The sequence below is a fragment of the Denitraticella aggregata genome (genome assembly GCF_048158365.1).
GTDB lineage: Bacteria > Pseudomonadota > Gammaproteobacteria > Burkholderiales > Rhodocyclaceae > Azoarcus_F.
Map to the genome: position 1 here is coordinate 69,456 of NZ_JBLLNL010000005.1, position 25,674 is coordinate 95,129.

General features: G+C 65.8%; 22 protein-coding genes. 6 read left to right on the plus strand and 16 right to left on the minus strand.

Translation table 11 applies throughout. The features are described from left to right. Positions 1-17: 17 nt before the first annotated feature. The 6 genes from ACKVEX_RS08065 to ACKVEX_RS08090 all read right to left on the minus strand — a co-directional run bounded on the left by ACKVEX_RS08065 (position 18) and on the right by ACKVEX_RS08090 (position 6,876). Positions 18-2,900 carry a formate dehydrogenase subunit alpha gene (locus ACKVEX_RS08065; protein ID WP_473215197.1) on the minus strand — a complete coding sequence of 961 codons (2,883 nt, stop codon included), beginning with the start codon at positions 2,898-2,900 and terminating at the stop codon, positions 18-20. A 49-nt stretch (positions 2,901-2,949) separates the two neighbouring features. Continuing rightward, the gene (locus ACKVEX_RS08070) at positions 2,950-3,159 is read right to left on the minus strand and encodes a twin-arginine translocation signal domain-containing protein (protein WP_473215198.1); all 210 of its coding nucleotides are present in this window, start codon (positions 3,157-3,159) and stop codon (positions 2,950-2,952) included. A 66-nt stretch (positions 3,160-3,225) separates the two neighbouring features. Continuing rightward, positions 3,226-3,843 (minus strand): TorD/DmsD family molecular chaperone, encoded by a 618-nt coding sequence (locus ACKVEX_RS08075; protein WP_473215199.1) that lies wholly within the window; start codon positions 3,841-3,843, stop codon positions 3,226-3,228. Between the two features lie 5 nt (positions 3,844-3,848). Beyond that, positions 3,849-5,576 carry a 4Fe-4S binding protein gene (locus ACKVEX_RS08080; protein ID WP_473215200.1) on the minus strand — a complete coding sequence of 576 codons (1,728 nt, stop codon included), beginning with the start codon at positions 5,574-5,576 and terminating at the stop codon, positions 3,849-3,851. Beyond that, positions 5,573-6,310 carry a DUF3306 domain-containing protein gene (locus tag ACKVEX_RS08085; protein ID WP_473215201.1) on the minus strand — a complete coding sequence of 246 codons (738 nt, stop codon included), beginning with the start codon at positions 6,308-6,310 and terminating at the stop codon, positions 5,573-5,575. Before ACKVEX_RS08085 ends, ACKVEX_RS08080 begins: the two co-directional genes overlap by 4 nt. Next, a complete protein-coding gene (locus tag ACKVEX_RS08090) occupies positions 6,307-6,876 on the minus strand; it encodes a DUF3305 domain-containing protein (protein WP_473215202.1) in 570 nt (189 codons plus the stop codon). Before ACKVEX_RS08090 ends, ACKVEX_RS08085 begins: the two co-directional genes overlap by 4 nt. Positions 6,877-7,235: 359 nt before the next feature. On the opposite strand from ACKVEX_RS08090, the gene ACKVEX_RS08095 reads away from it, so the two are divergent. Next, a complete protein-coding gene (locus ACKVEX_RS08095) occupies positions 7,236-8,183 on the plus strand; it encodes a sigma-54 interaction domain-containing protein (protein WP_473215203.1) in 948 nt (315 codons plus the stop codon). 13 nt (positions 8,184-8,196) lie between these two features. Here the strand turns inward: ACKVEX_RS08095 and apbC are convergent, their stop codons facing one another. Further along, entirely contained in the window at positions 8,197-9,291 is a 1,095-nt protein-coding gene (apbC, locus tag ACKVEX_RS08100; protein WP_473215204.1) for an iron-sulfur cluster carrier protein ApbC, read from the minus strand. Positions 9,292-9,397: 106 nt separating this feature from the next. Between apbC and ACKVEX_RS08105 the strand changes: the two genes are divergently transcribed. After that, positions 9,398-10,060 carry an ankyrin repeat domain-containing protein gene (locus tag ACKVEX_RS08105; RefSeq protein ID WP_473215205.1) on the plus strand — a complete coding sequence of 221 codons (663 nt, stop codon included), beginning with the start codon at positions 9,398-9,400 and terminating at the stop codon, positions 10,058-10,060. Between the two features lie 11 nt (positions 10,061-10,071). On the opposite strand, the gene ACKVEX_RS08110 is transcribed toward ACKVEX_RS08105, so the two are convergent. From ACKVEX_RS08110 to def, 7 genes are all read right to left on the minus strand, one after another. Beyond that, positions 10,072-10,776 carry a Rieske (2Fe-2S) protein gene (locus ACKVEX_RS08110; RefSeq protein WP_473215206.1) on the minus strand — a complete coding sequence of 235 codons (705 nt, stop codon included), beginning with the start codon at positions 10,774-10,776 and terminating at the stop codon, positions 10,072-10,074. A gap of 81 nt (positions 10,777-10,857) precedes the next feature. Next, positions 10,858-11,436 carry a molybdopterin-guanine dinucleotide biosynthesis protein B gene (gene mobB / locus ACKVEX_RS08115; protein WP_473215207.1) on the minus strand — a complete coding sequence of 193 codons (579 nt, stop codon included), beginning with the start codon at positions 11,434-11,436 and terminating at the stop codon, positions 10,858-10,860. Next, positions 11,420-12,826 (minus strand): sigma-54-dependent transcriptional regulator, encoded by a 1,407-nt coding sequence (locus ACKVEX_RS08120; RefSeq protein ID WP_473215208.1) that lies wholly within the window; start codon positions 12,824-12,826, stop codon positions 11,420-11,422. Before ACKVEX_RS08120 ends, mobB begins: the two co-directional genes overlap by 17 nt. 149 nt (positions 12,827-12,975) lie before the next feature. After that, positions 12,976-15,075 (minus strand): sensor histidine kinase, encoded by a 2,100-nt coding sequence (locus tag ACKVEX_RS08125; protein WP_473215209.1) that lies wholly within the window; start codon positions 15,073-15,075, stop codon positions 12,976-12,978. A gap of 35 nt (positions 15,076-15,110) precedes the next feature. Then, positions 15,111-15,956: a zinc metalloprotease HtpX gene (gene htpX, locus ACKVEX_RS08130; protein WP_473215210.1), complete on the minus strand. Its 846-nt coding sequence runs from the start codon at positions 15,954-15,956 to the stop codon at positions 15,111-15,113. Positions 15,957-16,019: 63 nt separating this feature from the next. Continuing rightward, the gene (gene fmt / locus ACKVEX_RS08135) at positions 16,020-17,018 is read right to left on the minus strand and encodes a methionyl-tRNA formyltransferase (protein ID WP_473215211.1); all 999 of its coding nucleotides are present in this window, start codon (positions 17,016-17,018) and stop codon (positions 16,020-16,022) included. Continuing rightward, the gene (def, locus tag ACKVEX_RS08140) at positions 17,015-17,518 is read right to left on the minus strand and encodes a peptide deformylase (protein ID WP_473215212.1); all 504 of its coding nucleotides are present in this window, start codon (positions 17,516-17,518) and stop codon (positions 17,015-17,017) included. The genes fmt and def overlap by 4 nt, the downstream gene beginning before the upstream one ends. Before the next feature lie 178 nt (positions 17,519-17,696). Here def and ACKVEX_RS08145 point away from each other — a divergent pair, with 178 nt between their 5' ends. The 4 genes from ACKVEX_RS08145 to ACKVEX_RS08160 all read left to right on the plus strand — a co-directional run bounded on the left by ACKVEX_RS08145 (position 17,697) and on the right by ACKVEX_RS08160 (position 23,363). Then, positions 17,697-18,845, plus strand: a complete 1,149-nt coding sequence (locus tag ACKVEX_RS08145) for a LysM peptidoglycan-binding domain-containing protein (protein WP_473215213.1) — start codon at positions 17,697-17,699, stop codon at positions 18,843-18,845. A 58-nt stretch (positions 18,846-18,903) separates the two neighbouring features. After that, a complete protein-coding gene (gene dprA, locus ACKVEX_RS08150; protein ID WP_473215214.1) occupies positions 18,904-20,031 on the plus strand; it encodes a DNA-processing protein DprA in 1,128 nt (375 codons plus the stop codon). 17 nt (positions 20,032-20,048) lie between these two features. Beyond that, entirely contained in the window at positions 20,049-20,516 is a 468-nt protein-coding gene (locus tag ACKVEX_RS08155; RefSeq protein ID WP_473215215.1) for a Smg family protein, read from the plus strand. Positions 20,517-20,819: 303 nt separating this feature from the next. Next, positions 20,820-23,363, plus strand: coding sequence for a DNA topoisomerase III (locus tag ACKVEX_RS08160; RefSeq protein ID WP_473215216.1), 2,544 nt, complete (start codon positions 20,820-20,822; stop codon positions 23,361-23,363). A 60-nt stretch (positions 23,364-23,423) separates the two neighbouring features. On the opposite strand, the gene ACKVEX_RS08165 is transcribed toward ACKVEX_RS08160, so the two are convergent. Both ACKVEX_RS08165 and ACKVEX_RS08170 read right to left on the minus strand, forming a co-directional pair. Further along, positions 23,424-24,572 carry an NAD(P)/FAD-dependent oxidoreductase gene (locus ACKVEX_RS08165; RefSeq protein ID WP_473215217.1) on the minus strand — a complete coding sequence of 383 codons (1,149 nt, stop codon included), beginning with the start codon at positions 24,570-24,572 and terminating at the stop codon, positions 23,424-23,426. Between the two features lie 142 nt (positions 24,573-24,714). Beyond that, complete coding sequence (locus ACKVEX_RS08170; protein WP_473215218.1) at positions 24,715-25,653, minus strand: hydrogen peroxide-inducible genes activator; 939 nt, start codon at positions 25,651-25,653, stop codon at positions 24,715-24,717. Positions 25,654-25,674 lie beyond the last annotated feature (21 nt).

Below are 25,674 nucleotides of genomic sequence, written 5' to 3' on the forward strand. Positions count from 1 at the left end.
GCTCTCCTACATCCGTCTTATGCGGGCACCACACGGCAAAGCGTGGTCTTGGTTTCCTGCATCATCGTGACTGCGTCGTAGCCGTAGGTGGTGGCGATGTTGTTTGATTCGCCACGCACGTAAGGCGCCGACCCCTCGGGGTACTTGGCAAGCAGGTCCTCACCCTGGAAGTGGCCCCCGAAGTGGAAGGGCGTAAACACCGTGCCACGACCCACCCGAGGCGTCACCAATGCCTTGATCCTGATGCGACCACCTTCCGGACCCTCGAGCCACACCGTCTGACCGTCGCGAACATTCGCGTTGTTCGCATCGGCCGGGTTGATCTCGACGAACATTTCCTGCTGCAACTCGGCCAGATAGGGGTTGGAGCGGGTTTCCTCACCCGCGCCCTCGTACTCGACCAGACGGCCGGAGGTGTGGATGAGCGGGAACTCGCGCGAGTAGTCCTTGGCCTGTACCGACTTCCAGCGTGTGGGCAGACGATAAAACACTGCCCGGTCTTCATAAGTCGGGTAGTCGGCCGTGAGATCGTGACGCGGGGTGTAAAGCGGCTCTCGATGCACCGGTACCGGGTCGGGAAAGTTCCACACCAGCGCACGCGCCTTGGCGTTACCGAAGGGATGACAACCATGCTTCATCGCGACACGGATGATGCCGCCGGACAAGTCGGTCGTCCACGACTTGCCTTCGGCTTCGACCTTCTCCTCCGCGGTCAGGTCATCCCACCAGCCCAGTTGCTTGAGCAGATCGGCCGTGAATTGCGGATAACCACCCTCGATTTCAGCGCCCTTGGACCAGGAACCCTCGGCCAGAAGGGTTTCGCCATCGCGCTCGGTACCGAAATTGGCGCGGAAGTTGCCGCCGCCTTCCATGATGTGCTTGCTCGTGTCGTACAGCACATGGGTGCCCGGATGCTTGAGCTCCGGCGTGCCGTAACACGGCCACGGCAGGCAGTACGTCTCGCCGTCCAGCGGACCACCTTCGGCCTTCAGGCTGACCACGTCGAAGTGACGCTGGTTGGCCATGTGTTCCTTCAGGCGCTCCGGGCTCTGACCCGTGTAGCCGATGGACCAGGCGCCGCGGTTGATTTCGCGCAATACGCTTTCCGGTGTCGGCATGTTGTTCGCGATCTCGTAGTTCTTGAACATCTCGTCGGCGAAGCCGAGCTTGCGTGCAAGCAAATAAGCGATCTCGGAGTCCGGCTTGTGTTCGTAAAGCGGGGCGATGACCTGTTCGCGCCACTGGAGTGAGCGGTTCGATGCGGTCACCGACCCAGCCTGCTCGAACTGCGTCGCTGCCGGCAGTAGATAGGTGTTGTCCTTGCGGTCGTGCATGACCGCAGCGACCGTCGGATACGGGTCGATGATGACCAGCAGATCGAGCTTCTCGAATGCACTTTTCATCTCAGGACCACGCGTCTGCGAGTTCGGCCCCATGCCCCAGAACATCACTGCACGGATGTTGTCGCGTTGGGCAACGTTGGCCTTGTCCTCGAGCACGCCATCGATCCAGCGCGACACCGTAATACCCGCCGTAAACATCGGCTTGGCGGTGCCCCCGCGCCCGTTGGAATATTCCATCTGCTCGAAACGCGCCGAAAGCCAATCGTAGTCGGTCCCCCAGACACGCGACCAGTGACGCCAGCCCACTTCATTGATCGGATAATAACCGGGCAGGTTGTCGGGGTTGGGGCCGACGTCGGTGGCACCTTGCACGTTGTCGTGCCCGCGGAAGATGTTGGCACCGCCGCCTTCCTTACCGATGTTGCCGAGCGCGAGCTGCAGGCAGTTGTACGCGCGCACGTAGTTGCTGCCGATGGTGTGCTGGGTGCCACCCATGCACCACACGAAAGTGCCGGGACGGTTGTCGGCCATCATTTTGGCCACTTCATACATCGCCTCACGGCCAACACCGGTGACCCGCTCGACTTCCTGCGGATTCCACTTGGCCACCTCCTCGCGCACATGGTCCATGCCGTAGACGCGTTGTGCGATGTACTCCTTGTCTTCCCATTCGTTTTCAAAGATGTGCCACAGCAAACCCCACATCAGCGCCACGTCGGTACCCGAGCGAAAGCGCACATACACGTCGGAGTGCGCCGCGGTACGGGTGAAGCGCGGGTCCATCACGATGAGTTTGGCGCCGCCTTCCTTGGCGCGCAGAATCATCTGCATCGCCACCGGATGGGCCTCGGCGGCATTGGAGCCGCACATGATGATGGCCTTGGCCTTGTTGATGTCGTTGTACGAGTTGGTCTGCGCGCCGTAGCCCCAGGTGTTGGCCACGCCGGCCACCGTGGTCGAATGGCAGATCCGGGCCTGGTGATCACAGTTGTTCGAACCCCAGAAGGCGGCGAACTTGCGCTGCAGATAGGCGCCCTCGTTGTTGGCCTTGGACGACCCTGCGAACCACAGCGCATCCGGACCGGACTCCGCGCGGATCGCGAGCAGCTTGTCGCCGATCTCGTTGATCGCCTGTTCCCAGCTGATCCGCTGCCAGCGGCCATCGACCATCTTCATCGGGTACTTGGTGCGCTTCAGGCTGTGGCCGTGGTTGCGCAGCGCCGCACCCTTGGCGCAGTGGGCACCGAGGTTGATCGGGCTGTCGAAGGCCGGCTCCTGGCCGATCCACACGCCGTTCTGGACTTCCGCAATGGTGCTGCAGCCGACCGAACAGTGGCCGCACACCGTCTTGACCTGCTTGACCTCGGCACGCGGGTCCGGCACGCGCTTGGCCGCCCTGGCCTTTCTGACCATGGTGCCCGGTACGACGCCGGCCACCGCGACCCCGCCGACCGCCAGGCCGGAGTTGCGCAGGAACGCACGCCGGCTCAATGGCTTGCCGCGCAGTCCGGTGCCGGAAGGCGTCGCAGCCGCAGCGTTTTTCTTGACCAATTTCATGGTGAGTCTCCTTCACTGACGACCGTGACCGAACACGGTCAGGGCCATTCTAGAACTGCGCCCGAGCGTAGTAGTCCCTGATGTGCTGGGTTTCGTGATAACCCTCCAGCGCCTGCGCTTCGAGGGCGGGTGCCGCTTCGACCTCCGCCGCACCGGCCTGGCCCACCGTTGCCGCGACCGCCACACCACCACCGGTCAGGGCCACGGATTTCAGGAATTTTCTGCGGGACTCGCGTCCTTCATCGTCTCTCTGTTTCATCACCGACTCCTTCTCTTCGCTGACTCTGAAGCGATCTGATCGTCGCACCTTGCTGCTCTGGCCGGCTCAAGCCGACATTTCGTAAAACCGCTTCTCCTCGTTCAGGAACGCGCGCCCGAGCGCGGCCACCGACCGATAGAAACATGCACTGGGCGCGGCCTCGACATCGTCGACAAAGCGGTCCATCCAGCTCGCGACATGGCGTCGGAACAAGTCCTTCTGCCAGTCGAAATCCACGTCTTCGTCCTGAATCACCAGGGCCATGATCTCGCACAGCATGGCGGCATGGTCCTCCGGTTCGCTGCAGTCCTCGCGTGCCGCAAGTCCGAGCTGCTCGAGGTCGTCCCGCAACTGCACCAGCGGTCGATCCATCAGCGTCCCGGTCAGGTACCAGGACGCGTACGGCGTGACCTCGCCGCCCCCGACCCCGATGAACACGTTCTGAAACTCGACCTGCAACGCGTCCGGATCGACCGTGCGCGCGGCTTCGTGCAGGCCGGCCCAGGCCTGCGCCAGCGCATCGACCTCACCTGCAGGCAGCTCGATGCGGCGCAGGCGCTGCAGCAAGTCGGCCGAGGGCTCGTCCATCAGCAGGCGTCCGAGCAGCGTCCAGATGCCGGCACGAAGCGCATCGGCCTCGCCCACCTCGATCACGGCTACAGGGGCTTCGGTCGTCATCGTCATCGGTCTCACCTCGGTCCCAGCCAGCGCGGCTTGGACCCGCCTTCCAGGTCCTTCGCGAACATGTCCACCACCCGGCAGTCTCCGCACATCTTCAGGCGCCTCAGCGCTTCGTCGGACTGGAACATGTGGTGGCCCTGCAGCCTTTCGGTCATCCGGCCGATCATGCTTTGCGTCGCGAACGGCTTGCCGCAGCTGATGCAGCAGAACGGCTCCTCCTCGTTCAGAACGACTGGCTTGCGCCGTTGTTCCCAGTCGAACACGAAGCGCGGTTCCAGCGTGATCGCGTTCTCGGGACAGGCTTTCGCGCACAGCCCACATTGCACGCACAGGTCCTCGGTGAATGACAACCTGGGGGTGTCCCCGGCATCGGTCAGCGCACGGGTCGGGCAAACTTGCGGACAGGACATGCACAGCGTGCACGCCTGGCGATCCACGAACACCTGTCCGAACGGCGCACCGGCCGGCAACGCGGCCAATGCAGGACGCTCCGGTGCCTGCCCATGGAGATGCTCGAGCGCGAGCCGAAGCGTGGTCCGCTTCTCGTTGTGGGTGTCGAAGCTGGCCGGATGCACGACCGCCGGGGCCTGCGCCGCGACGAACACCTCCGCCGCGTCGCGGTCTGTGTCGAACCAGCCGAGCCGGCTGCCGGCCAGCCCCATCGCGTCGAGCAGCGGACGCGCGAAATCGAGCTGGGCCCGCATCGCGGCGCGCACGGTCGGCGCGACCGCGTCGGTGTCGAGCATCACGACTTCCGAAGCGCCATAAGCCAACGCCGAGAACCAGACATCCATGCCGACCGCACCGATCTCGCTGATCTGGACCGGCAGCACCCGTTCCGGTAACGCCTCCGCGATCGCCATCAGCCGCTCCAGGCCAGCTTCCTCGTCATGGAACAGGATCACCGCCGACTCTCCGCCGGCTTCGCGGTAGGCCGCAAGCATGCGCTTGATGCGGCCGATCTGGTCGCGCGGCGCCGGATAGGCGTAGGTCATCGCGCCGGTCGGGCACACGCTGGCACAGGTGCCCGCACCCTGGCAGATATACGGGTCGACCTCGACCAGATCCCCGAGCGAGCGGATCGCGCCGGTCGGACAGGCGTCGAGGCAACGGGTGCAGCCGCTCAGGCCGCTGTCGCCATGGGCGCATATGTCGGGGTCGTAGGCGAAAAAGCGGGGCTTCTCGAACTCGCCGACCATGTCCGGCATCGCAGCCAGCATGCGATGAAGCTTGGCAGGGTCGCCGGCCGGCGCGTAGTAGCCGAACGGCGGAATCTCGTGACGCAGGCCGGGTTGCTTGCGCAGATCGAGCACCAGATCGAAGAATGGGTGCTCGGGACGGGTCAGCGCCGCCGGGGATACCGATTGACCATCCGGCAGCGTCATCGTGACCGAGAACTGCCCCAGGTGTCCGGCCAGGTCGCCTGGCTGACCCCGCAGCACCACCACGCGGGCCTCGTCCGCCCGCGCGGCGACCGCCGCATCGGACAGTCCGGCGTTCGCCGCGTCGGTCGCGATCAGCGTGCAGTGCAGCTGCGCGCGCAGTTCGGCCGCGCACTCGAGCCCGTCGCGCTCGCTGCCGATGATCAGCACGTAACCGGCCGATCGGTACGCGACCGGCGCGGACGCCTCGGACACCATGTCGCCACCAGCCTCGAGCGCGGCGCGGCGGGCCGTGCCTGCGAGCCCTTCGGACCGGAATGCGTGCTGCGGGTAAGTACCGACCTGCTCTGTCATGTTCGCTCTGTGTCGCTCCGCAAGACCGTCTGCGAAGGCTGTATCGGGTTCAGGGTATGCAGCATGTCGCCGTTTTCGGCGTGGCCCGTCGGCGGTGCACCGGCATCGCCGGCTTCGCCGGCTTCGGCCACAACCCGGTTCCAGTCCGGCTCCGCCATCCGGTCGCCCCGGAACTCGGCGGCAGCCCGGGCCTGGGCCTCATCAGGGGTGATCGTCAGCCCGCGTTCGGCGAACCGCTCGAGCAGCTTGGCGCCTTCCCGGACGATCGCCTGTTTGAGATCATGCGGAACGATGTCGCCGAGCGGCACAAAATTGGTGTAGTCGTCCGCGTACTCCGCACATATGCAGATCTGGTTGAACTTGGGCGAGTGGAACACCTTGGTCAGCGCCTTCGTCCGCAGCGCCTGCGAGACCTTTTCCGCAAGAAACACGGACAGGTCGGCGTTCTCGTCCAGCGTGTCGATGTCGGGCATGTCCTCGTCGGTCAGCTCGGACAGCGGCTTGCCGGTGCGCGGGTCGATACGCTGCTCGGCCTCGGCCTCGGGCACGGGTCCGGGCGAAGCCGAAGCTTGCGGCTCGAGTGCCAGCGCGGGCTCCGTCGCGGTCTTTTCCGGTTCGGGCGATACCTCCTGACCGAGCTTGCGCCGCGACCAGCGCGCCAGGAACGGCAGTTCTCCGTCCCCGTGAACGGACCTCGCGTCCAGCGAACCGCTCCGGTCCAGGTCGGCACTCATGTCTGTTCTCCGCTCCAGTCGCCGACTTCGGCATCGTAGGCGGCCTTGCTGCGGCGCTTGCCTCGTCCCTTGCCCTTGCGTCTCGGCTGGTAATGCACCGTGACGAATTCCTCGAGCCAGCGGCCCACCTCGGACGGCATGGGCGCACTGAGCACGATCTCGTCGGAGGTGCGCAGTTCGGTCGAATCCAGCCTTTGAGCGTCGTCCAGACTGACCGTCACCTCCAGAGGCTCGAATCCGCTCGTCGGGTCGAAACGCCCGATCACGAACACCTCGGGACGGTCACCGCCCAGATTGAGCGCGTAATCCTCTGCCTGATCGGGCCGCAAGCGCAAAGAGAAACCCCGCCACAGGAACAATTCTCCGGAGGGTCCGCTACGCACCCGGGAGGCCTCGCGCGTCGCCGATGCAAACTGTGCTCCGACGACCACGCCGCTCACGTGCCAAGACAAGGCGTCGGACGCATGTGGGGCGGGCGGCGACGCGATCATCACCGCGACCGGCAGCACGGCGTCGTGCGACCAGCCCGCAGGCCCTGGGACATCAACGGTCGTGTCGAGCGTCAAGCAGCGTCTCCTATGAACGGTTTTGCTTATCTTTTTATAGACGTTAGCAACAGACATGCCAACAAGCGCCGAACTGTAAAACCCTGCAGTTGCTGGGGTTTGAGGTCGAGACCCACTTGATGATCTGGACGAATTGACCCACTATCGACCCGGATGGGACAAAATGCACCATGGTGCACGACAGCAGGAACTCGCCCTGGTCGTCCGGTTCATAGACGCCAGGTCATACCCTTAACGAACGCCAGGACTGCCCACCCGGGCACCGGATGACTCGCCCAGACTGCAACCCCGACTTGCCCGGCAACCCGGCCGGATCTGCCCTCACCACCGCTTGCCGCGTGCATGCGGACAGTGGCGTCTTGCCGACCGAATCGCTTGAAGGGCTGGTCGGACGCAGCGCAGCGATGCGAACCCTCATCAGCGTGATCCAGCGCGTCGCCGGGTCGTCGTCGACCGTGCTGCTCGAGGGTGAATCCGGCACCGGCAAGGAGGTCACCGCCGTGAATATCCACAGGCTGAGTGCTCGCAGCGGCCCATTCGTCGCGATCAACTGCGGCTCTATGGCGGCCCGATTGCTCGACAGCGAACTGTTCGGCCATGCACGGGGGGCCTTCACCGGCGCCACTCAGGATCGCGAGGGGCTGTTCCGTCATGCCGACCAGGGCACACTGTTCCTCGACGAGATCGGCGAGATGCCGTTGTCGCTGCAGTCGAAGCTGCTGCGTGCGATCGAGACGCTGAGCATCCGCCCGGTCGGATCGGAGGCCGAAGTCGCGGTCGATGTGCGGATCGTCGCCGCGACCAACCGCTCGATGGCGGAACTGGTCGAACAGGGCAGGTTCCGCGCGGATCTATATTACCGCCTGAACGTGCTGGCGCTGCGGGTGCCGCCGTTGCGCGAGCGGGCGGAGGACATCGGTGACCTGGTCGATTTCTTCTCCGCCACACTTTCGGCCCGACTCGGTCTGTCGCCGCTGCGACTGGACGCGACCGCACTGCGAATACTGCAGACACACGCCTGGCCGGGCAATGTTCGCGAGCTCAAGAATCTGGTCGAACGCGCGATGCTGCTCGGGTCCAGCCCCGATGCATGCCTTCGCGTCCGGCCGGTCGATGCGGTCGCCGATCAGCAATCCGGCGCAAGCGGGTACCCGCTCGAACTGAACCTGGCCGAAGTCCGCAAGCTGCATATGACCCGTACGCTGGCCGCATGCGGCGGCAACAAGTCCGAGGCCTCACGCCGCATGGGAATCTCGCGCAAGACGTTGGAACGCAAACTGCGGGAATGGGGGGCAGGCATCGAGTGAGCGTCACCGGATCTCAGTCGTCCTCGATCGCGATCTTCGGAAACGACTGTCCGCTGCCACCCGCTGCCAGCAGCGACAGCTTCGCTGCGATCCTGCGTGCGATCGTGCGGTAGGCCTGCGCGACCGGGCCATCGGGATCGGCGACGACGGTCGGCTTGCCACCATCGGCCTGCTCCCGGATGTGAATGTCCAGCGGCAGGGCGCCGAGCAGTTCCAGTCCGTAGCGGGCACTCATTCGCGCGCCGCCGCCATCGCCGAACACATGTTCCTGATGGCCGCAGCAACTGCATACGTGCAGTCCCATGTTTTCGACGATGCCCAGCACCGACACGCCCACCTTCTCGAACATCCTGTAGCCCCTGCTCGCGTCGAGCAGCGCGATGTCCTGCGGCGTAGTCACGATCACCGCGCCCGCGACGCTGACGTTCTGCGCCAGCGTCAGCTGGATGTCCCCGGTGCCGGGGGGCATGTCCACCAGCAGGTAGTCGAGGTCCTTCCACTCGGTCTCGCGCATGAGCTGATCGAGCGCCTGCGTCACCATGGACCCGCGCCAGATCATCGGCTCCTCCTCGTCCATCAGGAATCCGGCCGACATCACCTGCAGCCCGTAACCGGTCAGCGGCTGGAAACGCTTGCCGTCGCGCGACGACGGACGGCCCGAGATACCGAGCATGCGCGGCAGGCTGGGACCATAGATGTCGGCGTCCAGCATACCGACCCGCGCGCCCTCGTCGGACAACGCGAGTGCGAGGTTGACCGCGGTCGTCGACTTGCCGACACCCCCCTTGCCGGAGGCGACCGCGATGACGTTGCGCACACCGACGACGCGGCCGACGTCATCGTCGGCCCGATGCGCGGCGACCGCAGTGCTCAGATCGATATCGACCGAAACGACGCCCGGCACCTGAGCGAGCACGCCGCGAACCGCCTCGCGCAATCCGCCGGCCATACGCCTGACCGGGAAACCGAAGCGCAGGTCCAGACTCACACGACCGGCGTCGATGCCGATCGCCTCGACACAGCCGGCCGAAAGCAGGTCGCGCTGCAGATGCGGCTCCACGTAACGGGACAGCGCCGCTTCGACGGCCTGCCGGGACACTTGACTCATGCTGAACTCCTGTTGGGCGGCAGCGCGGGTGCGTGATACCGCTTGCCCCACACCGCCGGATCTGCTAACTGATGAGTGAACACGGGTGAATCTTGAAGGACACACCATGACGAACCGGCTCTGGTCCCTGTTGCACGCGCTGACGCTGTTGCTGATCGCGGCCAGTGCGGGTGCCTCGTCCGGCGACGCGATGCTCGACGCGATCGTCGATCGTCAGACACAACGGGTCGAGATCCTGCTCGATCAGGGCGTGTCGCCGGAGACCGCCACCGCGCAGGGCGAGCACAGGGGCAAGACCGCGCTGATGTGGGCCGCCGAATCCGGCCAAGTGCGCATCGTGGAGTCGCTGCTGCGGTACGGCGCACAGGTCGATCGCAGCAACGCCAAGGGCGGCACGGCACTGATGTATGCCGCGGTGGCCGGACAGACCGACACGATCCGCGTACTCGTGGGTGCCGGAGCCGACCCGAACCACAGGGTCAGGCATGGGTGGACACCGTTGTTGCTGGCGACGTCGAAGGGACATGTGGAAAGCGTGCGGGCGCTGGTCGAACTGGGCGCCGACGTCACCACCCGCGACGTCTACGGCTGGACGCTGCTGATGCGGGCGACCGAGCGCGGCGATGCGGCGATGGTCCAGGCGCTGCTTGAGCTGGGGCTGAATCCGTGGGACGCCGATCCGAACGGTCTGAGCGCGGTGGCGCTGGCCCGACGCAACGACAGTCCGGACCTGCTCAGGCTGATGACCGCCACCCCGAACACGCACTGAAACGCCCGGGCTCAGCACGACACGACGTTGGCGCTGAAATTTTCGAGGCGCCGCACGTGGACATCGTCGGCAATCGGCATGCGCGGATCTGCTCCGGGGTGCTCCAGGCTCAATCGCGCCGCGAACTCGCTGAAGAAGCGCTGGAACATCTCCGCGCCCAGCGTGCCGACGGCCAACAGTTCCTGGCTAGCTGCATCGTGCTCCAGCAGGATCGCCGCCAGCGGCTGCGGCGCGGGCCCGGACAGGACCGCAGCGCCGGCATAGGGATCGTAGCGACTGTTCTCGGCACAGCAGCTGATCACGCCGGTCTCGGGGTCCTCGCCGCCTTTCGCTTCGCGAAAGCTGATGTAGCTGATGACCCGGGTTGGATGCGCCATCTTGTGCGCGCAGATCGCGGAGTACGCGACGATCGAGCGGGTCGGGCCGACGCCGCCAGGCCAGTCGTAACGCTCACCGCCGTCGGTTTTCAGGCCCGGCTGGCCCGGCACCGGCCGACCGAGATTCAGCAGAAAGCACGGCGTCGCCGCAAACGGATAGTGGAACACGTAAGCCTGACCGGCCACGATGTCGCCCGGCCGCAGCACCCGCCCATCATCGCCGACCAGACGAACGCGACGGTAGGCATGCGCCGATGCGCCGGCAGGCAAGGTCAATCCACCCGCCGCAATCACGCCGACCCCCACGCTGCACGATTTCACGAACGCACGACGATCCATTCCCGCCTCCCGGACGATTCGATCGAAGCCAGACCGTTCTTCGCGGATGCCGACCTCACTGCAAGCACCCTCGCGGACCCCTCAGCCCACCTGGCTCAACTCATGCCGCCGGCCGAAACAATGCGACACAACGAAATCCGCGACCGCCTCCGCCACATTGATGTCCAGTCGTGGCAGCGCGCCGGTATCGAGCGTGGTCGAATCGGTCGCGACCGCGACGATGTGCGGGTCGTCGGGAAACAGCAGGGATTCGCATGCCTCCTCGCGATATACCTCGATCTTGGGGATGGGCGCATGCTTGAACCCTTCGACCAGTGCGAGATCGCAATCCGACAGGCGCGTGAGCAGCTCGTCAAGCGACATCTCCTGTTCGTCCCTGAGCTCGTGCACCAGCGACCAGCGATTGCGCGAACTGATCAGCACCTCGCGGCAACCCGCCTGGCGATGCCGCCAGGAATCCTTGCCGCGATGGTCGATGTCGAACGAGTGATGGGCATGCTTGACCAGCGACACCGCCAGGCCGCGTGCGGTCAGCACTGCGATCACCTGCTCGACCAGCGTGGTCTTGCCGCTACCGGACCAACCTGCGAAACCGATCACCTTCATCATGCGGCTCCTGTGGCAGGCCTTGATGACGAGTTGTTCATGCAGTCGTTTCACTCCAGTCGGCGCACTTTCGGTCCAACGTCTTGCGCGACACGCCGAGGCGGCGCGCGGCCTCGTTGCGGTTGCCGCCGCAGGCCTCCAGCGTCTCGAAGATGTGGCGTCGCTCGACCTCTTCCAGGGTCAGGACCGGGTCGGCCGGGGTCCTGACCGGGTTGGGCGACACGCCCAACCCATCGAGGACGAAGTCGCCCAGAATCAGCGAACGTTCGACCAGATTGCGCAGCTCGCGCACGTTGCCCGGCCACGGGTAACGGCACAGCGCATCGATCACGTGCGCTTCGACCGCCAGCGGCGGCACGCCCAGGCGCTGCGACAGCAGCGTGATGAAGTGCCCGACCAGGCCCGGGATATCCTCGCGGCGCTCGCGCAGCGGCGGGATGTGCAGGTCCACCACGGCCAGGCGAAAGTACAGATCCTCGCGAAATGCGCCGGCCCGCACCGCATCGAGCAAGTCCCGGTTGGACGCGGCGATGATGCGCACATCTACCGGCACCTCCCGCTCGGACCCGACCGGACGCACTTTTCGATCCTCGAGCACCCGCAGCAGCCTGCTCTGCATCGGAAGGGGCAGTTCGCTGATCTCGTCCAGAAACAGCGTGCCGCCATGCGCATAGTAGAACAGGCCGTTGCGGCTAGCTGTGGCGCCGGTGAAGGCGCCTCTGACATGGCCGAAGAGTTCGCTCTCGATCAGCTCGGATGGGATCGCGGCGCAATTGATCGGGACGAAGGGACGCTCACGGCGCGTACTCATGTGGTGCAGCGCGCGTGCGACGACCTCCTTGCCGGTGCCGGACTCGCCCTGCAACAGCATCGTGCACGAGGTCGGCGCGACCCGCTGCAACACGGCCCGCAGCGCCTGCATCGGTGCCGACTGGCCGACCAGCCCCTCGATATCGGCTTCGCGCACCGAAAGTTCGCGCCGCAACACGAAATTCTCGCGCGCCAGCGTCGCACGCTGAAAGCAGTTCTTGATCGCATTCAGGATCTGGTCGCAGCGAAACGGCTTCAGGATGAAGTCCGAAGCCCCGGCACGCAGTGCGTCGATCGCACTCTCGAGGTCGGCGAAGGCGGTGATCAGGATCACATCGACACCGACCCCCTGGTCACGCAATTCGTGCAGCCACTCGATGCCGGATTTGCCCGGCAGCGCGATGTCCAGGATCAGCAGGTCGAAGTGCACCCTCTCCATCAGGGCGCGCGCCTGTTCGACGTCGGAGGCGACCTCGATGCGGGCGCAGCGTGATCCGAGCGCACGCGCGAGGAAGCTTCGCATCCCCGCCTCGTCGTCGACGATCAGGATGCTGCGCCCCGGCCACGCGAGTTCCTGCTCCGGCGCGGAACCGGGCGCGAGGCGATCCGGTTCCATCGCGTCTGGGTGCTGCATCGTGTCTCCTCCGGACCGGCTCATGGAGCGCCACATGCGCTGCATCTGGCCGGCTGTTCTTCCGAATACTGCGTTAAAAGTGCAAAACGCCGACAGTTCCCGCCACCGGCGTTCTGGTGCGCATCATAACCGAGGGCGACGCCGCGCCGTCAAACCTGCCAGCGTTTCATGAAACCGGGCGCCTCGGGCCCGCTCTGGAAGTGCGCGTCGCGATGCAGACAGACCTGGAACTCGGTGCCCTCGCCCGGCGTGCTGCTGACCGTGATCCGCCCGCCGTAGCGCTCGACGATTGTGTAGGTGACCGACAGACCGAGCCCTGTACCGCTCTCCTTCTTGGTCGTGAAGAACGGGTCGAAGATCGTCGCCAGATGCTCGGGGGCGATGCCATGCCCGGTATCGCCGACCTTCAGCACCACGCCCAGCACGTCGCCGTCGTCGTCCCGCCAGTCCTCGGTGCTCAGGCTGAGCCGGCCGCCGTCGGGCATCGCATGCGCGGCATTGACGATCAGGTTGATCAGCACCTGCTGCAGTTCGCCGCGATTGATCTCGACGCGGGTGCCGGAGTCGAACCGCGTGACCACGCCGATGGCGTTCTTGTCCAGCGTGTGTCGGGTGAGCAGCACGCAGTCCTGCACCACCGCGTCCACATCGACTGCTTCCGTGTAACCTGCGAAATCGCCCGGGCGCGCGAACTGCAACAGCTTGGCCACGATCAGCCGGATCCGGTCGACCTGTTCGTGGATCAGGCGGATCTCGTCGCGCACCGGCTCGGCCGCCGGACCGAGCACGTCGCGCAACACGTCGAGATTGCCCTGGATCACCGCGACCGGGTTGTTGACCTCGTGCGCGACACCGGCCGTGAGTTCGCCGATGGCGGCCAGCTTCTCGCTCATCACCAGTTGCTGCTGCGCGCGTCGCAGGGTCTCGTTGGCCTGCTCCAGCTCGGCGGTGCGTTCCGCCACCTTCCGGTCGAGTTCGTCGGCCCAGCGCTGCAACTCCTCCCGTCTTGCGGCCAGGCTGTCCAGCAGCGCGTCGAACTCGCCCGCCAGGCGGCCAAGCTCGTCGCGGCTGGCCACCGGGCCGACCCGGGCATCGGCATCGCCGCGCTCGATGCGCTGGATCACGTCATTCATGCGCTCGATCGGCAGGAACACACTGCGCGCCCAGCGCAGGCTCAGAATCGTGCCGAAGACACTGATCAGCACGAACAGTGCGAACAGCGCGATCATCGCGCCATGCATCGCGGTGCGCAGCGGTGCCTCGAGAAAGCCCACGTAGAGCATGCCGATGCGCTCGCCGCGCCCGTCCTCGATCGGCTCGTAGCCCGACACATACCAGTCGTTGACGACGAAAGCGGTACCGAGCCACAGCTCACCGTCGCCGAGCACCCGATCGCGCACCGCCTGCGATACGCGCGTGCCCAGCGCCCGCTCGCCCTCGAACAGGCGCACGTTGGTCGCGATCCGGGTGTCTCCGAGGAAGAGCGTCGCGGTGCCCTGACTGCCCAGCGGCAGCGAGCCTTCGCGATACACGATGTCGTTGATCCGGTCGACCAGTTCGAGATTGCCGTTCAGCAGCACGCCCCCCTCGAGCACCCCGACCAGGCTGCCAGCGCGGTCGTACACCGGCGCGGCCGCATGGATGACCATGCCGCGGTCCTCGGCGGTACGCGGGTCGGGGGCGGCGGCGAGTGTCGGCACCAGCGGCTGCCATGCGCGCCGGCGCAGTGCAGGGTCCAGCTCTTCCAGTGCATCCGGACTGAAGCGCTCGACCGTGACCCGCGCACGTTCATGCAGCGCCGCGCCCACGACCGGCCAGCCGGATCGGACTTCGAGCGGCAGACGCGCGCCGCGCGTGGTCGCGATCGGTTGCCCCCGCGGGTCCAGAAACAACAGGAAGTCGAGCCGGTGTCGTTCGGCCAGATCCGCGAGCAGTTCCTCGAAGCCGACGCGGCCGGTCTCGGCCAGGCCGCTCACCAGCCGGCTCGACTCCGACAGCGCGGCGATGTCGCGACCCACGCCAACACGCACACGCTCGAAGTAGCCGTTCGCGGTGATCATGTCGGACGCGACCTTGAAGGTCAGCAACCGCTCGTAGGCCTGATTGCCCCAGGTCCACACCAGCCCGAGCAGCACCGGCACGCCGACCAGAAGGGGCACGAGCACCAGTACCAGCAGCTTCAGACGGACCGAGCGGCGGATGCGGCCGATCAGACCGCCGCCGGCCGCGGTCGAAACCGGCGGCCGCACGGCGTGTCGTCCGCGATCGTTGCGGGTCGGTCGACTCAGACCCGACCGACCATCGCGCGCAGCTTCGCGATCCGGTCCTGCGTGGCCGGATGGGTCGAGAACAGCCCGCGCAATCCGCCGCCCGACAGCGGATTCATGATCATCATCTGCGCGGTCTCGGGATGGCGCTCGGCCACCTGCATCGGGATGCCCTTGGCGTAGGCCTCGATCTTGGCCAGCGCGCTGGCCAGCGCCTCGGGATCGCCGGAGATCTCGGCGCCGCCGCGATCCGCGCCGAATTCGCGGGTACGCGAGATCGCCATCTGGATGACCATCGCGGCCATCGGCGCGAGGATCATCATCAGCAACGCGAACGCGGGGTGCGGCCGGTTCTCTCCGCGCCCGCCGAAGAACATGCCGAACTGTGCCAGCATCGAGATCGCACCCGCCACCGTGGCCGACATCGTCGAGATCAGGATGTCGCGGTTCTTCACGTGGGCCAGCTCGTGCGCCATCACGCCGCGCAGTTCGCGCTCGGACAGCATGCGGATGATGCCGGTGGTCGCGGCCACCGCCGCGTTGTCCGGATTGCGCCCGGTCGCGAACGCGTTCGGCTGCGCCTCGTCGATGATGTAGACCTTGGGCATCGGCAGATTCGCGCGCTGCGTAAGTTCCCGCACCATGTTGTAGAGATAGGGCGACGAGCTCGGGTCGACCTGGCGCGCGTTGTACATCTTGAGCACCATCTTGTCCGAGAACCAGAACGCCCACACGTTCATCGCGCCGCCGAACAGCAGCGCCATCAACATGCCGTCGCGGCCGCCGATCATCGCACCGACCGCCCCGAACAGCGCGACGATGCCCGCCATCAGGATTGATGTCTTCAACCAGTTACCGAACATTGCAGTAATTCCTGTCAGAAAAGCTGTGGACTTGCGCCGAAGATGGGGACTTGTGCCGAATTTTCAAGCAGTTCGCTGACCGACACCGGTCTTCCCGACCACGAAGGATTCGCCACCAGAGACCGGAAATCCGCGCAGGAATTCCCCGGCCGGCATCCGACGGCTACCCGGTCGTTGCAGTTCGAGCAGCCGCAGCGCCCCGTCGCCGCAAGCCACCATCACACCATGCTCGTCCGCGGCGAGCACGGTCCCGGGCCGACCGCTGCCCGCGACAGGTTCCGCCTGCCAGACCTTGATCACGGTATCGCGCAGCACCCCGTTCGCGACCGGAAAGGGATTGAACGCCCGCACCGCGCGGTCCACCTCCCGGGCCGGCCGATGCCAGTCGATCGCCGCCTCTTCGCGGCTGATCTTGTGCGCGTAGGTGACCCCCGCCTCGGGCTGGACGGTCTCGCTCTGCCGGCCTTCGACCAGCGCCTGCAATGCATCGACGACCAGCTCGGCGCCCAGCGCCGCGAGACGGTCATGCAGCGAACCGGTGGTGTCGCGCTCGGTGATCGGGATCGCGCGTTGCATCAGCATCGGCCCGGTATCGAGACCTTCGTCCATGCGCATGATGGTGATGCCGGTTTCGACATCGCCGGCCTCGATCGCGCGATGAATGGGCGCAGCCCCGCGCCAGCGCGGCAGCAGCGACGCGTGGATGTTGATGCACCCCAGACGCGGCAGGTCGAGCACCGTCCGCGGCAGGATCAGGCCATAGGCGGCCACCACCAGCACGTCGGACGCACAGGCTGACAGGCGCGCCCGCTGCGCGTCGCTGCGCAGCCGCTCGGGCTGATCGACCGGGATTCCGTGCGTCAGCGCGTGTTGCTTGACCGGGCTCGCGACCAACTTCAAACCGCGCCCGGCGGGCCGGTCGGGCTGAGTCAGCACCAGCGGCACGTCGAAGCCGGCGGCGACGATCGCGTCCAGCGCGGCCGCGGCAAACTCGGGCGTCCCGGCAAACGCAACCCGGAGAGGCCGATCGGCAATCCTGTGCACGCCCGCCCCGGCACTCACGCGGTGATCCGCGCCTTCTTGACGAGCTTCGCCTTGATGCGGTTGAGCTTCAGGTTGGACAGGTACTCGACGAACACCTTGCCATCGAGATGATCGATTTCATGCTGTATGCACACGGCCAGCAACCCATCGGCCTCGAGCTCGAAGGACTGACCGTTCGCGTCCAGCGCCCTGACCTTGACCCGCTCGGCACGGGTCACGCTTTCGTAGATGCCGGGCACCGACAGGCAGCCTTCCTCGCAGGTCTGCTCACCATCCCGCGCAAGGATCTCGGGGTTGATGAAGGCCATCAGCTCGGACTTGTCCTCGGACACGTCGATGACGATGACGCGCTCGTGCACATTGACCTGGGTCGCCGCCAGGCCGATACCAGGCGCTTCATACATAGTCTCGGCCATGTCGGCCACCAGTTGGCGGATACGATCGTCGACGGCCGTCACCGGCACCGCGCGTCGATGCAGTCGGGGGTCGGGATAGCGAAGAATTGGGAGTAGGGCCATATTGAATGCTTGCCGCGTTAAGTCTTTACGTGCAGAATTTCAAGTGCTTTGGCATGCCAAGCCACGTTGTGCCGCGTATTCTATTTGCAATTGAATCGAGATTGCGGATTGGACCCTTCGCCGGAGGTCGGTGTTCCGGTGACGGGAGATTCCGGTCTGCTCCAATCGGAAGCGAGCAATGATCCGCATTATATTCCCACTCCTGTTCGCCGTTGCCACCCTCATCGGCGCGCCGGCCCTGGCCCAACCCGTCGCGCTGGCCGACAATGCGCCGGATTCCTATACCGTGGTCCGGGGCGATACGCTCTGGGGCATCTCGGGGCGATTCCTGCAGCAACCGTGGCGCTGGCCGGAAGTCTGGCGCTTGAACCGGGAGCAGATCCGCAATCCGCACCTGATCTATCCGGGACAGGTCATCTTCCTCGACCGCAGCGGGCCCTACCTGTCGATCGGGCGGCGGGTCGGCGGTGATCAGCGGCTGTCCCCGAGAGTCTATTCGGAGCCGGTCGATGCCGCGATCAACAGCATCCCGCTACAGGACATCGAACCCTTCCTGATCCGTCCGCTGATCGTCGACGAAGCGGAGCTGGTCGGCGCCGCGACGATCGTCGCGACCGAGTCCGAACGTGTGTTCATGGGCAACGGCGACACCGTCTTCGCCAAGGATGTGACCCCGGCGACGGGCACCTGGCAGGTCTTTCGCCAGACCAGACCCTTGATCGACCCGGTCACCAACGAGATCCTCGCCTACGAGGCCGATTACCTCGGTACCGCGCGCGTGGTCGCCCCCGGCACGGCGCCACCGCAGGACGTTGCACCCGCGCACGTCGTCTGGCGACATCCCAGCACACTCGAAGCCCATGAGGAGCCGTGGTCGTCTCCGGATGATCGGACCGGGCGCAGTCGGTTCGGCGGTGTGCCGGCGACACTCGAGATCCTCAGCGCGGTCGAGGAAATCGGCACCGGCGACCGCATGCTGCTCAGCGATCGTTCCCCGGTCTTCGCACACGTGCCTCGTGCGCCCGAGATGCAGATCGACGGTCGCCTCATCGGCATTTATCGTGGCGTGATCGCCGCAGGGCGGCACAGCGTCGTGACCTTGAACGTCGGTGCCCGCGACGGTCTCGAGCAGGGTCACGTGCTCGCCTTGTATCGCAATCGCGGCAGCGTCGACTACACGGAAGGGCGCGTGACCGAAACCTTCGATCTGCCCGAGAATCGCTACGGGCTCGCTTTCGTCTTCCGTGTGTTCAACCGTGTCGCCTACGCGCTGGTCATGGATAGCGACGGCCAGGTCACGATCGGCGACAGCGTCCGCACGCCCTGAAACGACGACACATCGGCCATGCGTCCGACCGCAGGGTCGGGCCGCGGCAACGCCCCGAATGAGTGATCTCGCGGACTGGATCCGGCTCACCCGCAGTCAGGGCCTGGGACCTGCGGTCCAGCGTACGCTGCTGGCCGCCTTCGGCCTGCCTGAAGGCATATTTTCCGCGGGCCGCAGCGCGCTCGTGTCGGTGGTGGGCGCCGAAGCCGCCGACCGGGTGCTGGCGCCGGCCGACCAGGCCGCAATCGAAGAAGCGCTCACGTGGAGTGAAGATCCCGACAACCACATCGTCACGCTCGCCGACGGCACCTACCCCCAGTCGCTGCTGACGATTCCCGACCCGCCGGTAGTGCTCTATGTCAGGGGCAACCCGGCCAGGCTGGCTGAGCCCGGTCTGTCGGTCGTGGGCGCACGATCCGCGACGGCACAGGGTGTCGCCAACGCCGAGGCCTTCTCACGCAGTCTGGCCGAGGCCGGACTGGCCATCGTCAGCGGACTCGCCCTCGGCATCGATGCCGCCGCGCACCGCGGCGCGCTCGCGGCCGACCGCACGACCATCGCGGTGATCGGCACTGGCGCGGACCGGGTCTATCCGGCGCGCAATCGCGCCCTTGCACATCAGATCGCCGCGCACGGGGCGATCGTCAGCGAGTACCCGTTGGGCACGCCGCCGTTGCCGCACAATTTTCCGCGCCGCAACCGCATCATTGCCGGCCTCGGTCTCGGCGTGCTGGTGGTCGAGGCAGCCGTGGGCAGCGGATCGCTCATCACCGCGCGCCTGGCTGCAGACTGCGGGCGGGAGGTGTTCGCGATCCCGGGGTCGATACATTCACCACTCGCGCGTGGCTGTCACCGGCTCATACGCGACGGCGCAAAACTGGTCGAGACCGCGTCCGACGTTTTCGAGGAGCTGGGCTGGAGCGGCGTCACCGGCGAACGCACGCCGATCGCAACGCGGTCCGTTCATACGGCCAGGACGGTGCCTGCGCAGGCCTCTCTCGCCCCTCCGCCCGACGACGACCAGACCCGCCGGGTGATCGACGCACTGGGCCATGATCCGACCGACCTCGACACGCTCGCCAGCCGCTCCGGCTTGACGCTGGATGCGCTGTACGCCATCCTGCTGCCATTGGAACTGGACGGCCACATCAGCCGCATGCCGGGAGGCCGGTTCCAGCGCCTTTGAATTCCGTGTGCCCAAACATGTTCGACATCCTGGTCTATCTCTTCGAAAACTATGTCCGCGCGGATGCCTGCCCGGAATCGCATCATCTAGCGCGCAAGCTCTCGGCCGCGGGCTTCGAGGATGAGGAGATCTCGGAGGCACTGCAATGGCTGTCCGGCCTGCGTGACACATCGGCCGCACGACCGATGATCAGTGCCCCGAGGGCGGACACGATCCGCCTGTACGCACCGGAAGAGGAAGCGCGGCTCGATGTGGATTGCCGCGGCTTCGTGACCTTTCTCGAGAGCGCCGGTGTGCTCGACCCGACCATGCGCGAACTGGTCATCGATCGGGCGCTCGCGCTGGACGGATTCAACCTCAATCTCTATCGCCTGAAAGTGATCGTGCTGATCGTGATGTGGCAGCAGGACCGTCCGCTGGACACGCTGATCCTGGACGAATTGCTGACCGGCGAAGAGGACGAGGAATACGTCGTACTGCAGTAGGCTGCGCCGACTCCGCGGCCCGGCGTCGAAACACCCGGGTCAAACCTCCGTGCTTGCATGGCCTGCCATGGGGTGCTTATCATGCGCCGCATTCGGGCCGTCATGCGCGCCGGTTCACGGTCAGACCGGTGCAGCACGATTTCAGGGGCGCCTTGAGCAGCGCATGCGCCGCTTCGGGAACTGCAGCGGCGCAGGAATGACCGAAACAGACGGATTGCGCAGGACGGACCTCGATCGCCGTTCGGATCGTCGCACACAGACTAACACCGGAGCCCGAACCGGCTTCGCAAGGTACCCCACAGCATGAGCAAGCAACTGATCATCGCGGAAAAGCCTTCGGTCGCGCAGGACATTGCACGCGCGCTGGGCGGGTTCACCAAGGAAAAGGACTATTTCGAGTCCGACCAGTACGTGCTGTCGTCCGCGATCGGCCACCTGCTCGAACTGGCCGTCCCGGAGGAGTTCGAGGTCAAGCGAGGCAAATGGACCTTCGCTCATCTGCCGGTGGTTCCACCGCATTTCACGCTCAAACCGATCGACAAGACCGGCGACCGGCTCAAACTGCTGACCCGTCTGATCAAGCGCAAGGACGTGGACGGATTGATCAACGCGTGCGACGCGGGACGCGAGGGTGAGCTGATCTTCAACTTCATCGTCGAGCATGCCAAGGCCAGAAAGCCGATTCAACGCCTGTGGCTGCAATCGATGACGCCGGCTGCGATCCGCGATGGTTTCGAGCAGTTGAAATCCGCCGAGGAGGTCGAAGGCCTCCGTTCGGCTGCCGTATGCCGCGCCGAAAGTGACTGGCTGATCGGGATCAACGGCACCCGCGCGATGACCGCGTTCAATTCCAAGACCGGCGGCTTCCACCTGACCACGGTGGGACGGGTGCAGACACCGACACTGGCGATCGTGGTCGAACGTGAGGACCGCATCCGCAAGTTCAAGCCCAGGGACTACTGGGAACTCGAGGCGCGCTTCGGTTGCCGTGCCGGGCATTATGCCGGACGCTGGTTCGACGAGGGGTTCAAGAAGCGCGACGGCGACGAGCACGCCACCGCGTTCCGGCTGTGGGACGCGGACAAGGCCGAGGCGATCCGCGCCAGGTGCGATGGCAAGCCAGGCAGCGTCTCCGAAGAGGCCAAGCCCTCCACGCAACTCTCGCCGCTGCTGTTCGACCTGACCAGCCTGCAGCGCGAGGCCAACGGACGCTTCGGCTTCTCGGCGCGGGCGACCTTGCAGATCGCACAGGCGCTGTACGAGCGCCACAAGGTGCTGACCTACCCGCGTACCGACGCCCGGGCGCTGCCGGAAGACTATATCGACACCGTCACGACCGTGATGCGGGATCTGCCGCAGGCGTACGCACCGTTCGCGAACGAGATCGTCAAAAGCGGCTGGATCCGGCCCAACAAACGCATCTTCAACAATGCAAAGGTGTCGGATCACTTCGCGATCATCCCGACCGGCACCGTGCCCAAGAGCCTGTCCGAGCCGGAACAGAAGATCTACGATCTGGTCACCCGGCGCTTCCTGTCGGTGTTCTATCCGGCCGCCGAATACCGCATCACCACCCGAATCACCCGGGTCGAGGGCGAGGCCTTCAAGACCGAAGGCAAGGTGCTGGTCAATCCCGGCTGGCTGACGGTTTACGGCAAGGAAGCCGCGAAAGTCGACGACGACAAGGACGGCGGCGCGCAACTGGTGCCGGTCGACCCCGGCGAGACGGTGTCCACCGACGAACTGCTGGTCAAGGCGCTCGCCACCAAACCCCCTGCCCGCTTCAACGAGGCGACGCTGCTGTCGGCCATGGAGGGGGCGGGCAAGATGATCGACGACGAGGAACTGCGCGCGGCGATGGCCGATCGCGGCCTCGGCACACCGGCCACCCGCGCCCAGATCATCGAGGGTCTGATCGCCGAACGATACCTGCACCGCGAGGGACGCGAACTCATTCCGAGCGCCAAGGCCTTCTCGCTGATCACGCTGCTGAAGGGACTGGGCGTGTCCGCGCTGACTTCGCCGGAACTGACCGGGGAGTGGGAGCACAAGCTCGCCAGCATGGAGCGCGGCGGCCTGTCCCGCCCGGAATTCATGCACGAGATCGCCGAGATGGCGCGCGAGATGGTCGAACGCGCGAAGCGCTATGAATCCGACACGGTGCCCGGCGATTTCGTCACGCTGGGTGCGCCGTGCCCGAAATGCGGCGGCGTGGTCAAGGAGAACTACAAGAAGTTCGCATGCCAGGCCTGCGACTGGAGCGCGTGGAAGATCGTCGCCGGCCGGCAGTTCGAGATCGATGAGATCGAGACCCTGCTGCGGGAAGGCAGGGTCGGTCCGCTGACCGGTTTCCGCAGCAAGATGGGGCGATTGTTCAACGCAGAGATCCGCCTCAACGACGACAGGCAACCCGAGTTCGACTTCGGCCAGCCGAAGGAGGGCGAGGCCGAGGAGGCGGTCGATTTCTCCGAGCAGCAGCCGCTGGGTGCGTGCCCGAAATGCGGTGCACACGTCTTCGAGCACGGCATGGCCTATGTCTGCGAGAAGTCGGTCGGACCGGAGAAGACCTGCGACTTCAGATCGGGCAAGATCATCCTGCAACAGGCGGTCGATCGCGATCAGATGAAGAAGCTGCTGACCGACGGGCGCACCGACCTGTTCAAGGAATTCGTGTCAGCCCGCACGCGGCGCAAGTTCTCCGCCTTCCTGGTTCGAGGCCCCGACGGCAAGGTCGGCTTCGAGTTCGAACCGCGCAAACCCAAAGTGGCCAAGGGCGAAGGGGTCGATACCAGCAGCGACAAGGCCGCACCCAAGCCGGCTGCGAAGAAGGCCGGACGCAAGGCCTGACGAGCCGCGTCGGTCGGCGGCGGATTCTGTCCGGAGAGCAAGCTCGCTGCTGCGACCGGCTCAACCAAGCACGCGCTTGGACCAGGCCTCGGTCTGATCCACCGTGTCTCCGACCAGCGCGAAGCCGCGCAAATCGCCACTGCGATCATGAAAACTGGCCTTCACGCCACGCGGTGTCGCCGTTTCCAGCCACTCACCCGCAACCGGAGGCGGCTCACACAGCACCACCGGGCAGGCTTCGAGTTGAAGCCGGTGCAGACGCGGTTTCCAGCGCATGCGTGCGCTGCCACCGCACAGATTGTCGGCAAGGATCCGGCAGCTGGCCTCGATATCCTCCGGCAGGTAAAACAAGCGGCCGCCAAGCTCGACGCATTCACCGATCGCGAAGATGTTGGGGTCGTTCGTCGCCAGCCCTGCATCCACCGTGATGCCACGCCGCGACGCCAGCCCGGCCTCGCGCGCGAGCTGGGTTCTGGATCGATTGCCCAGCACCGCGATCACCAGATCGGCCGACAGCCGGGCGCCGGAGAGGGTGGTCAACTCCAGATCATCCGGGCCCTGGTCCACCCGTATCAGTCCGTCTTCGAGCATGACCCGGACCCCCGCATCGGCAAGGGATCCTGCGAGCCGTGCCGCACACAGCGCGGGTAGCCGGTCACCGAGCAGACGCGTGCCGGCTTCGAACAGCGTGACCGAACGGCCTGCGCGGCGCAGATTGTCGGCAAACTCGCAGCCGACCACGCCGCCGCCCAGGATCACGACGTGCCTGCGACCCGCCAGTTCGTGGCGGAAATAACGGTACTCGTCCAGACTGCCGAGCGTGAGGACCTGCTCGCGCGCCGATCCGCGCAGATTCGACGGGCGCAACGGCTCCGCGCCGCAGGCGAGCACCAGTGCGCCAAAAGACAGCTTTCCGCGTTCGGTGATCAGCAAGCGGTCGTTGCGCTCGATGCGCAACACGCGTGTGCGGGTGCGCACCACCGCATCGAAACGATGCGCCATCTGCTCGGCACTGGCGAGCACGAGCTCGCCCGCATCCTTGCTGCCCGACATGCCGAACGGAAACTGCGCGCGGGAATAGGCGGCACCATCATCAGCGCTGACCAGCGTGATGTCGCGGCCCGCGTCCTTGCGACGGATGGCGCGCAATAGCCCGTACCCGGCCAGTCCGGTTCCGACGATGACGATGGGAGGTGAATGCTGGAACATTGGGCTGCTCCTTTGCGCCCGACGCGGAAGCAAACGCAAATCTCGAGAGCGGGCGCCGAAACGCGTTGTCTGCCGACCTTGTCAGCGAATCCCTACGGAAACTCGCGCCGCACGCGGCCGGCCGTGCAGGTTGAATGCTGCTTCAGGCCGCCTCGGCGGCAGGCAGACCGCCGACCGGCGTCACGCCGGGCAGGGCGCTCTCCATGATGGCAGTGCGCAGCGCGTCGATCGCGCCGCTGCGCGGGTACGTCACGCGCCACGCCAGCGCAACCCGACGCGTAGGCTGCGGTTCGGAGAAAGGTCTGACCGCGACCAGGGCGTTCTGCTCAGGCAAGTCATCTGCGGCGGCACTGGGCAGCACCGTCACGCCCAGTCCGCTCGCCACCATGTGGCGGATCGTCTCGAGCGAACTGCCTTCGAGCGTCCGCTGCAGCCCGCTGACGTTACGGCAGTGCGGACAGACCTCGAGTACCTGATCGCGGAAACAGTTTCCGGCACCGAGCAGCAGCAACTGGTCGTCCGCCAGTGTATCGGGGGCGATATGGCTCAGCGCAGTCCACGGATGATCCGCCGGCATCAGGACCCTGAAGGGTTCGTCGTACACCGGCTGCGCGACGACGCCCGGCTCCTCCAGCGGCAGGGACAGGATGATGACATCGAGCTCGCCGCGTTTGAGCGCCTCCACCAGCCGGGTCGTGAAATTCTCCTGGATCATCAGCGGCATGCGAGGCGCATGGCGATGGACCAGCGGAATGAGTCGAGGCAGCAGATAAGGACCGATCGTGTAGATCACGCCGAGCCGCAACGGACCGGACAGCGGATCCTTGCCGGCCGCCGCGATCTCGGGAATCTGGGCCGCCTCGAGCAGAACCTTTTCGGCCTGATTGACGATCCTCTGGCCGGTCGCCGTGATCTTGACCTCGGTCGCACTGCGCTCGAACAGTTGCACGCCGAGTTCATCTTCGACCTTCTTCACCGCCACCGACAGGGTCGGCTGGCTGACATGGCATTTCTCCGCAGCACGCCCGAAGTGGCGCTCGCGAGCGAGGGCAACGAGATAACGAAGATCGGTTAGTGTCATGGAGGATGCATGCCTTCTTGC

Bases quoted from the DNA above. Each gene is read 5' to 3' on its own strand.
- ACKVEX_RS08080 (WP_473215200.1), bottom strand. From the start codon at position 5,576: ATGACAGAGCAGGTCGGTACTTACCCGCAGCACGCATTCCGGTCCGAA.
- ACKVEX_RS08070 (WP_473215198.1), bottom strand. From the start codon at position 3,159: ATGAAACAGAGAGACGATGAAGGACGCGAGTCCCGCAGAAAATTCCTG.
- def (WP_473215212.1), bottom strand. From the start codon at position 17,518: ATGGCCCTACTCCCAATTCTTCGCTATCCCGACCCCCGACTGCATCGA.
- htpX (WP_473215210.1), bottom strand. From the start codon at position 15,956: ATGTTCGGTAACTGGTTGAAGACATCAATCCTGATGGCGGGCATCGTC.
- ACKVEX_RS08065 (WP_473215197.1), bottom strand. From the start codon at position 2,900: ATGAAATTGGTCAAGAAAAACGCTGCGGCTGCGACGCCTTCCGGCACC.
- ACKVEX_RS08085 (WP_473215201.1), bottom strand. From the start codon at position 6,310: ATGAGTGCCGACCTGGACCGGAGCGGTTCGCTGGACGCGAGGTCCGTT.
- ACKVEX_RS08105 (WP_473215205.1), top strand. From the start codon at position 9,398: ATGACGAACCGGCTCTGGTCCCTGTTGCACGCGCTGACGCTGTTGCTG.
- ACKVEX_RS08170 (WP_473215218.1), bottom strand. From the start codon at position 25,653: ATGACACTAACCGATCTTCGTTATCTCGTTGCCCTCGCTCGCGAGCGC.
- ACKVEX_RS08145 (WP_473215213.1), top strand. From the start codon at position 17,697: ATGATCCGCATTATATTCCCACTCCTGTTCGCCGTTGCCACCCTCATC.
- ACKVEX_RS08155 (WP_473215215.1), top strand. From the start codon at position 20,049: ATGTTCGACATCCTGGTCTATCTCTTCGAAAACTATGTCCGCGCGGAT.
- ACKVEX_RS08110 (WP_473215206.1), bottom strand. From the start codon at position 10,776: ATGGATCGTCGTGCGTTCGTGAAATCGTGCAGCGTGGGGGTCGGCGTG.
- ACKVEX_RS08160 (WP_473215216.1), top strand. From the start codon at position 20,820: ATGAGCAAGCAACTGATCATCGCGGAAAAGCCTTCGGTCGCGCAGGAC.
- ACKVEX_RS08120 (WP_473215208.1), bottom strand. From the start codon at position 12,826: ATGCAGCACCCAGACGCGATGGAACCGGATCGCCTCGCGCCCGGTTCC.
- ACKVEX_RS08165 (WP_473215217.1), bottom strand. From the start codon at position 24,572: ATGTTCCAGCATTCACCTCCCATCGTCATCGTCGGAACCGGACTGGCC.
- ACKVEX_RS08075 (WP_473215199.1), bottom strand. From the start codon at position 3,843: ATGACGATGACGACCGAAGCCCCTGTAGCCGTGATCGAGGTGGGCGAG.
- apbC (WP_473215204.1), bottom strand. From the start codon at position 9,291: ATGAGTCAAGTGTCCCGGCAGGCCGTCGAAGCGGCGCTGTCCCGTTAC.
- dprA (WP_473215214.1), top strand. From the start codon at position 18,904: ATGAGTGATCTCGCGGACTGGATCCGGCTCACCCGCAGTCAGGGCCTG.